This is a genomic window from Paraburkholderia sp. SECH2 (genome assembly GCF_030464795.1).
Taxonomy (GTDB): Bacteria; Pseudomonadota; Gammaproteobacteria; order Burkholderiales; family Burkholderiaceae; genus Paraburkholderia; species Paraburkholderia aspalathi.
The window spans coordinates 1-12,239 of the sequence record NZ_JALPRH010000041.1 but is presented as its reverse complement, the minus strand read 5'-3'; the positions used below and the strand labels follow the sequence as shown (position 1 = coordinate 12,239).

Annotated in this window: 12 protein-coding genes; 7 read left to right on the top strand and 5 right to left on the bottom strand. The window is 65.9% G+C overall.

The window, feature by feature from the left end:
- Nucleotides 1-56 precede the first annotated feature (56 nt).
- Nucleotides 57-1,475, top strand: a complete 1,419-nt coding sequence (locus M0D66_RS35960; protein ID WP_256455902.1) for a coniferyl aldehyde dehydrogenase — start codon at nucleotides 57-59, stop codon at nucleotides 1,473-1,475.
- A gap of 8 nt (nucleotides 1,476-1,483) precedes the next feature.
- Here M0D66_RS35960 and M0D66_RS35955 read toward each other — a convergent pair whose 3' ends face one another.
- The 5 genes from M0D66_RS35955 to fliE all read right to left on the bottom strand — a co-directional run bounded on the left by M0D66_RS35955 (nucleotide 1,484) and on the right by fliE (nucleotide 4,749).
- Nucleotides 1,484-1,852, bottom strand: coding sequence for an EscU/YscU/HrcU family type III secretion system export apparatus switch protein (locus tag M0D66_RS35955; protein WP_200565229.1), 369 nt, complete (start codon nucleotides 1,850-1,852; stop codon nucleotides 1,484-1,486).
- On the bottom strand, nucleotides 1,852-3,279 hold the full coding sequence (locus tag M0D66_RS35950) for a flagellar hook-length control protein FliK (RefSeq protein WP_266212743.1): 1,428 nt from the start codon (nucleotides 3,277-3,279) through the stop codon (nucleotides 1,852-1,854). The genes M0D66_RS35955 and M0D66_RS35950 overlap by 1 nt, the downstream gene beginning before the upstream one ends.
- Nucleotides 3,280-3,360: 81 nt before the next feature.
- A complete protein-coding gene (locus M0D66_RS35945; RefSeq protein WP_093640916.1) occupies nucleotides 3,361-3,687 on the bottom strand; it encodes a flagellar protein FliT in 327 nt (108 codons plus the stop codon).
- Nucleotides 3,684-4,118 carry a flagellar export chaperone FliS gene (gene fliS, locus M0D66_RS35940; protein ID WP_093640913.1) on the bottom strand — a complete coding sequence of 145 codons (435 nt, stop codon included), beginning with the start codon at nucleotides 4,116-4,118 and terminating at the stop codon, nucleotides 3,684-3,686. The genes M0D66_RS35945 and fliS overlap by 4 nt, the downstream gene beginning before the upstream one ends.
- 295 nt (nucleotides 4,119-4,413) lie before the next feature.
- Nucleotides 4,414-4,749, bottom strand: a complete 336-nt coding sequence (fliE, locus tag M0D66_RS35935) for a flagellar hook-basal body complex protein FliE (protein ID WP_093640911.1) — start codon at nucleotides 4,747-4,749, stop codon at nucleotides 4,414-4,416.
- Between the two features lie 237 nt (nucleotides 4,750-4,986).
- Between fliE and fliF the strand changes: the two genes are divergently transcribed.
- From fliF to M0D66_RS35905, 6 genes are all read left to right on the top strand, one after another.
- Entirely contained in the window at nucleotides 4,987-6,786 is a 1,800-nt protein-coding gene (fliF, locus tag M0D66_RS35930; RefSeq protein ID WP_093640908.1) for a flagellar basal-body MS-ring/collar protein FliF, read from the top strand.
- Nucleotides 6,776-7,771: a flagellar motor switch protein FliG gene (gene fliG / locus M0D66_RS35925; protein ID WP_093640905.1), complete on the top strand. Its 996-nt coding sequence runs from the start codon at nucleotides 6,776-6,778 to the stop codon at nucleotides 7,769-7,771. The genes fliF and fliG overlap by 11 nt, the downstream gene beginning before the upstream one ends.
- Nucleotides 7,758-8,441: a flagellar assembly protein FliH gene (gene fliH / locus M0D66_RS35920; protein ID WP_208620711.1), complete on the top strand. Its 684-nt coding sequence runs from the start codon at nucleotides 7,758-7,760 to the stop codon at nucleotides 8,439-8,441. Before fliG ends, fliH begins: the two co-directional genes overlap by 14 nt.
- Entirely contained in the window at nucleotides 8,435-10,087 is a 1,653-nt protein-coding gene (gene fliI, locus M0D66_RS35915) for a flagellar protein export ATPase FliI (RefSeq protein WP_266212741.1), read from the top strand. Before fliH ends, fliI begins: the two co-directional genes overlap by 7 nt.
- A 2-nt stretch (nucleotides 10,088-10,089) precedes the next feature.
- Entirely contained in the window at nucleotides 10,090-10,539 is a 450-nt protein-coding gene (gene fliJ / locus M0D66_RS35910) for a flagellar export protein FliJ (protein WP_093640896.1), read from the top strand.
- A 61-nt stretch (nucleotides 10,540-10,600) separates the two neighbouring features.
- On the top strand, nucleotides 10,601-12,142 hold the full coding sequence (locus M0D66_RS35905; protein ID WP_266212740.1) for a flagellar hook-length control protein FliK: 1,542 nt from the start codon (nucleotides 10,601-10,603) through the stop codon (nucleotides 12,140-12,142).
- Nucleotides 12,143-12,239: the final 97 nt, after the last annotated feature.

The following is a 12,239-nucleotide window of genomic DNA, read 5'->3' as shown; positions in this document are numbered from 1 at the left end:
AACACACCAATAAGCGCGACCCAACGCGCACGTTATCCATCAGGGAGTGGACACACATGAAGAACGATTTGCCAGAAGTCGTCGCGCTCGAAGCGCTGCTGCGCGATCAACGCCATGCGTATTTGCGCGCGCCGTATCCGTCATGGGATGCGCGCGCCGGCCATCTGAAAGCGCTGCGCAAAGTCATGCTCGACAACCGCGACGCACTCGCCGCCGCGATGAACGCCGACTTCGGCAATCGCGCGAAACAGGAAGTGCTGCTCGCCGAATTCCTGCTGATCAAGGGTGAGATCGACGCCGCGCTCAGACACGGCAAACGGTGGATGAAAGCGCAACGCCGCAGCACCAACAAATGGCTGATGCCGGCGCGCGCGAAAGTGGTGCCGCAACCGCTCGGCGTGGTCGGCATCATCGTGCCGTGGAATTATCCGGTGCTGCTCGCAGTCGGCCCGCTGATCAGCGCACTGACGGCCGGCAACCGCGCCATCATCAAGATGTCCGAGTTGACGCCGCGCACCTCGGCGCTATTCGAACAGCTGATCGGTCAGACCTTCTCGCGCGACCACGTCGCCGTAGTGAACGGCGATGCTGCATTGGCCGCCGCGTTTAGCGCGCAACCGTTCGACCATCTGCTATTCACCGGCTCGACCAAGGTCGGCCATGAAGTGATGCGCGCCGCCGCCGAACATCTCACACCGGTCACGCTCGAACTCGGCGGCAAGTCGCCGGCGATCATCGGTCAGCACGCACGCTTCGACAACGCCGTGGATAACCTCGTCGCCGGCAAGACGCTCAACGCAGGCCAGACCTGCGTCGCGCCGGACTATGTGCTGGTGCCGCGCGGCAAGGAGCAGGCGTTCATCGAACGGGCACGCGCGCGGATGGCGACGATGTACCCCGACTTTGCGCGCAACCTCGACTACACATCGATCATCTCGGAGCGGCATTTCGCTCGGCTGCAACGTCTCGCCGACGAAGCGCAGGCCGCCGGCGCGCAACTGCACACGCTCACCGACAGCACGCCCGATGAGGCAAGCCGCCGCTTTCCGCTGATCGCCGTGACGAATGCGCCGGATGAAAGCGCGCTGATGCAGGAGGAGATTTTCGGCCCGCTGTTGCCGATCGTCCCCTATGACACGCTCGACGATGCGATCACGTGGATCAACACGCGTCCCCGCCCGCTCGCGCTGTACCTCTACGCCGACGACAGTGCGACCATCGACCGCGTCACGCGCGACACCATCGCGGGCGGCATGGCGATCAACGAAACGCTGATGCATCTGGCGTGCGAAAGCCTGCCGTTCGGCGGCGTCGGTGCGAGCGGCATGGGTGCGTATCACGGTTACGAAGGCTTCGTGACCTTCTCGAAGATGAAGCCGGTGCTGACGCAGGCGCGGCTGAACGCGCGCGGATGGATCTCGCCGCCGTACGGCAAGCGGGTGAATGCGCTGCTGAAGCTGATGATGAGGTTTTGACGGGGCACTCAGCGCCTGGACGTCCCACCCGAAGCATCCGCAATATCCGTAGCGACCACATCCGTGACATCCTGCGCGGCGGCGGCGACGCCGCCCTCAGGCGCATGCTCGGCCCCGCTTTCCAGCCGATGCAGCCACGCGAGCAACTCGGCCACCGCCTGATAAAGCTGCGGCGGAATCCGCGTATCGAGATCGACCTGCATCAGTAACGAGACCATTTCCGGCGCCTCGTGCACATACAGGCCGGCTTCCTTGGCGCGCTGCACGATCATCTCGGCCAGCATGCCGTAGCCTTTGGCGATCACGCGTGGCGCGGGATCGTTGCCTTGTGCGTCGTAGACGAGCGCGGCCGCGCTGCGGCGATGTTTGCGGCTCATCACATATCCCAATCGAAATCGTCGACCGGCGCGGCTCCCGGGCGTGCGACACGCGCCGTGCGGCGCCCCGCCGACACTTTATCGGTCGCGGCGGCCGCCGCTGCCGCCGACGCCGAACGCGCATAAGCAGACGCCGCCGCCTGCCCGGCCGCCGCAGCTGCAGCACCCGCCGCGGTCGCTGGTATGCCGCCGCCGATCTCGCGAATCGTCAATCCGTTCAGTTCGATACCCGCTGCCGCGAGCCGCTGACGAAAGTTCTCACCCTGCGCCGCCAGCCGCGCCGCGCCGGCAGGACTCGCCTGCACGCGCGCGACCAGCCGCATGCCGGTCAGCGTCAGGTCCGCATCCACAGTGCCGAGCGTGGGCAGCGACAGCGTCAGCCGCGTGCGCCACGGCTGGCCGTCCTCGCTCGCCGTGCCGCCGCCGCTGCGGTCCCATTCGTCGCCTTCCTGTTCGATGGTCCAGTCGAGCTTGGCGCCAGGCCACGCTTCGCCGGTCCAGCGAAACTGCCCGGTAGCAAGCAGATCGAGCTGCTGACGCACCAGAGGGACGGTCGCGGGATGAACCGCGGCCGCCATCGATTGCGAGCTTTGCGACGACCCGTCGTCGGCCAGTTGCGCCGCGGCACTGTGCACGCTCGAGTGCGCCGGCTGACCGTTCAGCTCGGACAGAGAACTTGCCAGCACCTCGCCGGCCACGAAGCGCGCGGCCTGCGCGGTCTGGATCGACGGCATCGCGCGGGCGGCCGCGTTGCCTTCCGGCGCGCCGTTGCCCGGACCGTTGGGCGCGGCGCCCGTGCCCTGCCGGGTTGTCGTGTTCGAGGAAGAAGCCGGATCGGCGTCGCTCGCCCAGTCGAGCGGCAATTGCGCGGCGGCGGCCACCAGCTTGTTTTGCGCTTCGCTGGCGAGGGCTGCGGGCGGACGCTGCCCGGCCAGCCATTGCGCGAGATGGGATTCGTAGAACAGGCCGCTATCGCCGACCGTCTGTTGGAGTGCGGCCGCGAGCGCGGCGACCGGCACCTGAGCCGCCGCCACATTGGCGGTGGCTGCGGTACCGGTGGTAGCGGCGGTATTCGGATTGGCAGATGAAGCAGCAGGCGTGGCTGTCGTATCGAAGAGCGACAAGCCGTCGCCTTCGACGTCGAGCGCCGGCGCGGCCGGCCAGATGGGCAACTGCCCGAGCACCGCCGGAGTCGCCTCGCCGCCCGAATTCACAATCGCATTAAGCGTGAGCGCAACGGCGGACAGCGCGGTTTGCGCGGAAGCCGGCGCTGGCGCGGGGGGCGCGACGGGGGTGGTATTGAGAATCTCGGTATCGACGCCCGCCGCACCGGTCTGCGAGGCGGTCGCACTACCCGGCGCGAGATTGAGCAGACTGTCGACCCGGTTCGCGAGCAGCGAAGTGACGACCGCGTCGATTCCGTTCATACCGATTCCTTGGTCACATTGGCAGCAACGCGCTCAAATCCAGTCAGGCGGACTCAACCAGCGCCTTGCTCGCGGGCAAACTCAGCGTGCCCCGTACAGTTCCTTGAGCACACGAGTCGGCCGTCCGGCGAACAGCGCCGACAGATTGGCCATACGCGGATTCGCCAGATCGCGGATCGCAGCGTCGTCGGCCAGAATCTGACGGATCAGCGCGTATTTGCGCAGGCGCTCCGCATCGTCCAGTCTGACCCCGGCTTCCGCGTCTTTCAACGCGTCCACCAGATTCCGATATTCCTCCTGCAAGTGGACCAGATCATTCCACAGGGCTCGCCGGGCAGCTGTCAGCATGCGGCGGGAAATCGCTGCAATCGCCTCGTAGCGGGCGAAATATTCTGCGTTCGATGTCATCTCATGCTTTCCGCGGCCGGCTGGGCTGCCATCCGCGCGATCTCCGGGGCGATCCCGATCCATGCCTCTTCGAGTGTCGCCAGCAGGCCGTCGACTTCGACCAGCATCGCCTCGCTCTGTTTTATATTGGCTTCGAGCAGCCGGCGCGACATATAGCTATATAGCGCGTCCAACCGCTCTGCAATCTCGCCGCCCACCTCAAGGTTCAGCGATAGTTGCAGCCCGCTTTCGACGATCTGAATCGCCTTGCCGATCGCCTCACCACGCGCCGACACATTGCCTTGCTGCACATGCATGCGCGCTTGCGCAATCGCCTGCCGGGCGCCCTGATACAACATCACGATCAGACGATGCGGACTCGCGCCCATCACCCCTGTCTCGACGCCGACGCGCGCGTACGCATTGGCTCCAGAGTGTCCTGGGGAAAACATCGGCGCTCCTCCTCTCTTGCACTGCGGTTGGTCGCGGCACCCCATCCGTGCACGTTGCCGCACCCGGATTTCTGCCTGTATCTGGTTATCGGATAGGCAGCGGGAAAGCTTTAGGCCGTTGTAAGGGGGATTAAGGGGCCGAAAGGGGCGATATCGCGCTGAGCGTGGCAAGGCCGCCTGCCACGAAGCGCCTCGTGGGCGCGCCGGGCCGGCTGTCCTGCCGTGAAACCACACAGCGTTGCATCTGGGCGCATGCGTTCGGGCGGGCGGAACGGCCCTGCCGCCCGAGCGGCACTTACACCGACATCTGCATGATGTCGTTATAGGCCGACACCAGTTTGTTGCGCACCTGCAGACCGAACTGGAAGCCGATGTTGGCCTTCTGCGAGTCGACCATCACGTCGTTCAGCGAGACATTCGACGCGCCGAGCTCGAACGCCTGCGATTCGCCGGCCGCCTTGGTCTGATCGCCGCTGATCTTGTCCAACGAGGCCTTCAGCGCCGAGGCGAAACCGCCGGCCGTCGCCGCGCCGGACTGCTCGGCCACCGGGGTGTTGCCGCCGGCCGCTTGCGCCGCCATCGACTGCATCTGTTGCAGCGCCGACGAGAGCGCGTTCACGGGCAAAGTCATGTTCTCTCCAGGGATTGACGACCGGGATGCCAGAAACCGTACCGATCTGAACGAAAGCATAGCAGTGGGTCATCCGGGAAAGCCCCGAAACTAGGGGGGAAACCCGGCTCTATTCAAGCAATCGGGTTGAGCCGCGCTGCGGATAATTTCAATGGTGAAAGTCTCTGTCCGCACGCCCGCCGACCCTCGGTGCGCAGAAGCGGCAGAACGCAAAGGCATCCCGGAGATACCCGACGCATGGATTCGTCAGCCAACTCTTTGATCAACCCCGACGCCCGCATGGGCCTCGCCGGCGCGCAGCCCGGCGCCGGTGCTGCCGGCACCGGCCAGGCCGGCGGTGCCGCGGACCTCGGCGGCCTTGGGGGCAACCTGGGCGGCAACTTCGGCCAGCGTCTGTCAGGCCTCGCGCAAATGCGCGGCAACCCGCGCGCGCCGCTGATTTTCGCGGTCGCGCTGCTGGTCGCCATCGTCGCGGGTCTGTTCCTGTGGTCGCGCGCACCGGACTACAAGGTGCTCTACAGCAACCTGTCGGACCGCGACGGCGGCGCCATCATCACCGCGCTGCAGGCGGCCAACATCCCCTATAAGTTCTCCGACGCCGGCGGTGCGATCCTCGTGCCGGCCGAGCAGGTGCATGAAATGCGTCTGCGTCTGGCTTCGCAGGGCCTGCCCAAGAGCGGCTCGGTCGGCTTCGAACTGATGGACAACCAGAAGTTCGGCATCAGCCAGTTCGCCGAGCAGATCAATTACCAGCGTTCGCTCGAAGGTGAACTGGAACGCACGGTCGAGTCGATTTCCTCGGTGAAGTCGGCGCGTGTGCATCTGGCCATTCCGAAGCCTTCCGTGTTCGTGCGCGACAAGGAAGCGCCGTCGGCTTCCGTGCTGGTCAACCTCTACCCGGGCCGCGCACTCGACGAAGGCCAGGTGCTGGCGATCACCCATATGGTGTCCTCGGCGGTGCCGGATATGCCGGTGAAGGGCGTGACCATCCTCGACCAGGACGGCAACCTGCTCACGCAGCCGTCCACCGGCAGCGGTCTGGACGCCTCGCAACTCAAGTACCGCCAGCAGATCGAGCGCAACACGCAGCAACGCATCGACGCGATCCTGTCGCCCCTGTTCGGTTCCGGCAACGCGCACTCGCAGGTCAGCGCCGACATCGACTTCTCGCACACCGAGCAGACCTCGGAAAACTACGGCCCGAACGGCAACCCGCAGCAGTCGGCGATCCGCAGCCAGCAAACGAGCACCGCGACCGAAATGTCGCAAGCCGGGGCCTCCGGCGTGCCGGGCGCGCTGTCGAACCAGCCGCCGCAACCGGCCTCCGCGCCGATCACGGCGAGCAACGGCGCGAGCGGCGTGACCACGACGCCGGTCAGCGACCGCAAGGATTCGACCACCAACTACGAACTGAACAAGACCGTGCAGCATCTGGAGCAGCCGATGGGCGGCATCAAGCGTCTGTCGGTGGCGGTGGTGGTCAACTATCTGCGGGTGGTGGACGCCAAGGGCCACGCGACGATGCAACCGGTCACTGCCGACAAGCTCGCGCAGGTCACTCAGCTGGTGAAAGACGCGATGGGCTTCGATCAGGCGCGCGGCGACTCCGTCAACCTGGTCAACAGCCCGTTCACCGCCGACGTCGACCCGGACGCCGATCTGCCGTGGTGGCGCACGCCGGACATGATCGCGCTTGCCAAGCAGATCGCGACCTACCTCGGCATCGCCGCAGTCGCCCTGTTCCTCTACTTCGTGATGGTGAAGCCGGCGCTGCGCCGCGCTTTCCCGCCGCCGGAGCCGGTTGCCGCCGCGGCGCTGCCGTCGCCGGACGAGCCGGTGCTGCTGGACGGCATCCCCGCCGCCGAGCGTGCGGGTGCGCCGACCGTCGCCGAACTGGAAAGCGACAACGAATTGCTCGCGCTGGAAAACTCGAAACACAAATACGAACGGAATCTGGAATTCGCGCGCAACATCGCGCGCCAGGATCCGAAGATTGTTGCAACCGTCGTGAAAAACTGGGTGTCCGATGAGCGCTGAAGGCGTAATGAAGAGCGCGCTCCTGCTGATGTCGATCGGCGAGGAAGAAGCCGCGCAGGTGTTCAAATTCCTCGGGCCGCGTGAGGTCCAGAAGATTGGCGTGACAATGGCCGCGCTGAAGAACATCACGCGCGAGCAGATCGACGAGGTCCTGCAGGAGTTCGTGCGTGAGGCCGAGAAGCACACCGCTCTCTCGCTCGATTCGAGCGACTACATCCGCTCGGTGCTGACCAAGGCGCTCGGCGACGACAAGGCCGGTGCGATCATCGACCGGATTCTGCAGGGCAGCGATACCAGCGGGATCGAAGGCCTCAAGTGGATGGACTCCGCGGCGGTGGCCGAGCTCATCAAGAACGAGCACCCGCAGATCATCGCGACCATTCTCGTTCACCTGGACCGCGATCAGGCTTCGGAAATCGTCGCCTGCTTCACCGAGCGGCTGCGTAACGACGTGCTGCTGCGGATCGCCACGCTCGACGGCATCCAGCCGGCCGCGCTGCGCGAACTCGACGACGTGCTGACGGGCCTCCTGTCCGGCAGCGACAACCTCAAGCGCAGCCCGATGGGCGGCATCCGCACGGCGGCCGAAATTCTCAATTTCATGTCGAGCAACCATGAAGAAGGCGTCATCGAGAATGTTCGTCAATACGACGCGGAACTCGCGCAGAAGATCATTGATCAGATGTTTGTGTTCGAGAACCTGCTCGATCTGGAAGACCGCGCGATCCAGCTGTTGCTGAAGGAAGTCGAGTCCGAGGCGTTGATCATCTCGCTGAAGGGCGCGCCGCCCGCGCTGCGCCAGAAGTTCCTGTCGAACATGTCGCAGCGTGCTGCCGAACTGCTCGCCGAAGACCTCGATGCGCGCGGCCCGGTCCGCGTCTCCGAAGTCGAGACGCAGCAACGCCGCATCCTGCAGATCGTGCGCAATCTGGCGGAAAGCGGCCAGATCGTTCTAGGCGGCAAGGCGGAAGATGCGTATGTCTGATCAGAACTCCGCAGCGAAGGAGCGCCTCTCGGCCTACCAGCGCTGGGAGATGGCCTCGTTCGATCCGGTGCCGCCGGCGCCGCCCGCACCCGAAGTCGACGACGGTGCGTTCGAAGCCGAACTCGAACGTCTGCGCGACGCCGCGCATGCACAGGGCATCGCGACGGGTCACGTGGCCGGGCAGGCGCTCGGTTATCAGGCCGGTTACGAGCAAGGCCACGCACAGGGTTTCGAGCAGGGTCAAAGCGAAGCACGTGAAGAAGCGGCGCGCCTCGCCGCGCTCGCCGAAACCTTCAAGGCAGCGCTCGACGGCACGCAAGGCGCGATCTCGGAAACGCTGGTCGCATTGGCGCTCGACATCGCCCAACAGGTGGTGCGCCAGCACGTGCAGCACGATCCGACCGCGCTGATTGCCGCCGCCCGCGAGGTGCTGGCCACCGAACCGGCGCTGGTCGGCGCGCCGGCGCTGATCGTCAGCCCTGCCGACCTGCCGGTCGTCGAAGCCTATCTGATGGAAGAGCTGCAAACGCGCGGCTGGACCGTGCGTACCGATCCGTCGGTCGAACGCGGCGGCTGCCGCGCGCAAGCCGGCACCGGTGAAGTCGACGCCGGCATCGACACGCGCTGGGAGCGCGTCGCCGCCGCACTCGGCAAGGTGAGCACATGGTGAAGCCGACACTCGAAGAGATCCGCGCCAGCGATCTGACGCCGCTCGAACGCGAGCTGGCACTGGCGTCGTTCGGCGCCGAGGCGTTGGCGGATGTGCCGGCCGCGGTGACGCCCGCGGCGGCTGCCGTCGCCGCGATCGACGCCGCGCTGCGCGATCCCGCTCATGGGCACCCGGCGAAGGGCGTTGCGGCGAGCCGCGAATCCGCCGTTTCTTCGAATCCCGCTTCACCCCCTCCCGCCCCTGCCCCGTACGATCCTGCCCTCGACAGCAATCCGCACATGCAAGCCTGGCGCGGCCGGCTCGACGCGCTGCGCGCCCGCAACGCAATCGCCAAGCCGATGCGCGCCTGCGGACGTTTGACGCGCGCCGCCGGCCTGGTGCTCGAAGCGGTCGGTCTGCGCCTGTCGGTGGGCGCCGAAGTGATGATCGAGCTGCCATTCGGCAGTTCGCTGGCGATGGCCGAAGCCGAAGTGGTCGGCTTCTCCGGCGACAAACTGTTTCTGATGCCGACCACCGAAGTGATCGGCCTCTTGCCCGGCGCACGCGTGTATCCGCTCGAAAGCGCGCCGATCGCCGATCCGATGGCGGGCGCGAAGCGCCTGCCGGTCGGCTGGGAATTGCTCGGCCGCGTGCTGGATGCATCGGGCCGCCCACTCGACGGCCTCGGCCCGCTCGGCGCGCACGCCGATGCGCCGCTCTCCTCACCGGTCATCAACCCGCTGAACCGCGAGCCGATTCACAAGGTGCTCGACGTCGGCGTGCGCGCGATCAACGCACTCCTGACCGTGGGCCGCGGCCAGCGCATGGGCCTGTTCGCCGGTTCGGGCGTCGGTAAATCGGTGCTGCTCGGCACGATGGCGCGCTACACCAGCGCCGAGGTGATCGTGATCGGCCTGATCGGCGAACGCGGCCGCGAAGTGAAGGAATTCATCGAACAGATTCTCGGCGAGGAAGGTCTCGCGCGCTCGGTGGTGATCGCCGCGCCCGCCGACGTCTCGCCGCTCCTGCGGATGCAGGCCGCGTCGTACTCGACCTCGCTCGCCGAATATTTCCGCGATCAGGGCAAGCACGTGCTGCTGCTGATGGATTCGCTGACCCGCTACGCGATGGCGCAGCGCGAGATCGCACTCGCCGTGGGCGAGCCGCCCGCCACCAAGGGGTATCCGCCTTCGGTGTTCGCCAAGCTGCCGGCGCTCGTCGAACGGACCGGCAACGGCCCGGCGGGCGGCGGTTCGATCACCGCGTTCTACACCGTGCTGACCGAAGGCGACGACCAGCAGGACCCGATCGCCGACTCCGCACGCGCGATTCTCGACGGCCACATCGTGCTGTCGCGCTCGCTCGCCGAGGCCGGCCACTATCCGGCGATCGACATCGAAGCCTCGATTAGCCGGGCAATGACCGCGCTGATCGACGATAACCATCTCGAGAAGACGCGTATGTTCAAGCAGATGCTGTCGCGCTATCAGCGCAACCGCGATCTGATCAACGTCGGCGCCTATTCGAGCGGGCGCGACGCGCTGCTGGACCGGGCGATTGCGCTGTATCCGCGGATGGAAGCGTTTTTGCAGCAGGGTTTTCGCGAATGCGCGAACTTTGAACCAAGTCTCGAAATGCTGGACGCTCTGTTTGCCCAAGGAGGCTGACGATGGCGAAACACTTTCCGATCAAAACGCTCATCGGCCTCGCCCAGGACGATGTGGACGCCGCCGCACAACGCCTGGGCCGCGCGCAGCGCGAACGCAACGACGTGCAGTCGCAGCTCGACTCGCTCGTGCAGTACCGCGACGAATATCACGCGCGTTTCACGGCGACCGCTCAGACTGGCATGCCCGCCGGCAACATGCGCAATTTCCAGGCATTTATTGACACACTCGACGCCGCCATCGAACAGCAGCGCAATCTGCTGGTGACGGCCAATGCGCGCGTCGAGGCTGCCAAGCCCGACTGGCAACGCCAGAAGCAGAAGCTCGGCTCGTATGAAGTGCTGCAGGCGCGCGGCGAAGCCGCCGAAGCAAAAACCATGGCGCGGCGCGACCAGCGCGATGCAGACGAACACGCCGCCCGCATTCTGAGGATGCGTGTCGAAGGCGCCTGATGCGCCCGGGCACCGCCTCGATTGACCGAACACCCCGTTTGACGGATTGACAGGATTCCCTATGTCGCTTCTTTCACAGATCGGCTCACTGCTCGGCTCGGCCAGCAGCACATCCACCAATGCGGCGATGGCCGCTGCGGCGAACGCCAAGCCGTTCTCGCAAACCTTGCAGCAGAGCATCGACCTGCAAAACAGCGCGGCCGCGCAGATCGCAAGCACGCCGCCGACTCCGTCGTTCTCTCCGCCGCCCTCTTCGTCGGCGTCCGATTCGTCGTCTTCGGCAGATTCGTCGAGCGTGCATGATGCACCGCCGCCGCCCGATCCGTCGACGAAGAGCCAGGATGCCGCGAGCAGCAATACGGACAACAGCAGCTCGACGAGCGCTTCCTCATCCAGCTCATCGTCGGGTTCATCGTCCACTTCGTCTGCCAATACGCAGCAGAGCTCGACCGACCAGACCAACACGACGCCGGCGAAATCCGGCAACACGACCACGCAGACCGACGCCGCCACGGCAGCAGCGGCTGCGGCTGCCCAAGCACAGGCTCAAGCGCAGGCCAACGCGAATAGCGCGACCGACCCGACGACGGCAGATCCCGCCACGGCGCTGACTGACGCCGCGACTACGCTGCCCGGCACAGGCACGGACCCGACGACGGGCACCACCACGGGCAAAAAGACGGGCGCGACCGATTCAAAGTCGGCGCAGGACGCCTTGCAGGCGGCGCTTGCCGCGCTGGCGAGCGGCCAGGGCGTGGTTCCGCAGCAGGCACTGGCGAGCGGCGCGGCGGCGAATGCGGCGACGGCGGCGAACGGTTTGGGTGCTGACGCGAGCAACGGACTCAACGGAACGGCGGATGGCAAGACACTGGCGGCCGGTTTGTTCGGCGACGGCAAGGGATCGAACGCGAGCAAGACTGCATTGACGACGGCGGCCACAACGATGGCGGATCCCTCGACGGCAGCAAAGGCAGCGGCTGACGCGCTGAGCGCGACGGCTGCGGCCGGCGGTGCGCAAGCTGACGATCTGGCGTCCTTCAAGAGTGCGTCCGATGCCGCGACGGCGGCGCTGGCGGCTGGCCAGGCAGCGGCGAGCGCCGCGAACACGACGGCGGCTGTGCAGACGACGGGTAATGCCGGTGCGGCCGAAGCGGCGAATACGTTGTCACCGCAGGTGGGCACGACGGATTGGGAAGATGCATTGAGTCAGAAGGTGGTGTTTTTGTCGAATGCACATTCGCAGAGTGCCGAGCTGACTTTGAATCCGAAGGATCTGGGGCCGCTACAGGTTGTGTTGCAGGTTGCCGATAACCATGCACATGCGTTGTTTGTTTCGCAACACCAGCAGGTTCGTGAGGCCGTCGAGGCGGCGTTGCCGAAGCTTCGCGAGGCGATGGAGTCCAACGGTATCGGGTTGGGGAGCGCTAGTGTTAGCGATGGGTTTGCCCGGCAGGGCGGGCAGCAGCAGAGCGCAGATTCGGGGCGCTCTGGGGCGCGCGGTGCTGGGGGTTATGCAGGCGACGCCGGTGGTTCGGATTCTGACTCTAGTGTTGCTAATGTTGCCGTTCGGCGGACTGTTGGGTTGGTCGATACGTTTGCTTAAGCCCGTTCGGGCGGGGGATTGCCTGCTCGGCGCTTATTGTCAGTGTTCCTGGGGCTTTGGCCTTTCCTTGAATTGTTAGTGGTCTATTAGCGTTGCC

Coding starts and splice junctions, on each gene's coding strand:
- M0D66_RS35945 (WP_093640916.1), bottom strand. CDS start 3,687: ATGACATCGAACGCAGAATATTTCGCCCGCTACGAGGCGATTGCAGCG.
- fliS (WP_093640913.1), bottom strand. CDS start 4,118: ATGTTTTCCCCAGGACACTCTGGAGCCAATGCGTACGCGCGCGTCGGC.
- M0D66_RS35950 (WP_266212743.1), bottom strand. CDS start 3,279: ATGAACGGAATCGACGCGGTCGTCACTTCGCTGCTCGCGAACCGGGTC.
- M0D66_RS35905 (WP_266212740.1), top strand. CDS start 10,601: ATGTCGCTTCTTTCACAGATCGGCTCACTGCTCGGCTCGGCCAGCAGC.
- fliE (WP_093640911.1), bottom strand. CDS start 4,749: ATGACTTTGCCCGTGAACGCGCTCTCGTCGGCGCTGCAACAGATGCAG.
- M0D66_RS35960 (WP_256455902.1), top strand. CDS start 57: ATGAAGAACGATTTGCCAGAAGTCGTCGCGCTCGAAGCGCTGCTGCGC.
- fliH (WP_208620711.1), top strand. CDS start 7,758: ATGCGTATGTCTGATCAGAACTCCGCAGCGAAGGAGCGCCTCTCGGCC.
- fliG (WP_093640905.1), top strand. CDS start 6,776: ATGAGCGCTGAAGGCGTAATGAAGAGCGCGCTCCTGCTGATGTCGATC.
- fliI (WP_266212741.1), top strand. CDS start 8,435: ATGGTGAAGCCGACACTCGAAGAGATCCGCGCCAGCGATCTGACGCCG.
- fliJ (WP_093640896.1), top strand. CDS start 10,090: ATGGCGAAACACTTTCCGATCAAAACGCTCATCGGCCTCGCCCAGGAC.
- fliF (WP_093640908.1), top strand. CDS start 4,987: ATGGATTCGTCAGCCAACTCTTTGATCAACCCCGACGCCCGCATGGGC.
- M0D66_RS35955 (WP_200565229.1), bottom strand. CDS start 1,852: ATGAGCCGCAAACATCGCCGCAGCGCGGCCGCGCTCGTCTACGACGCA.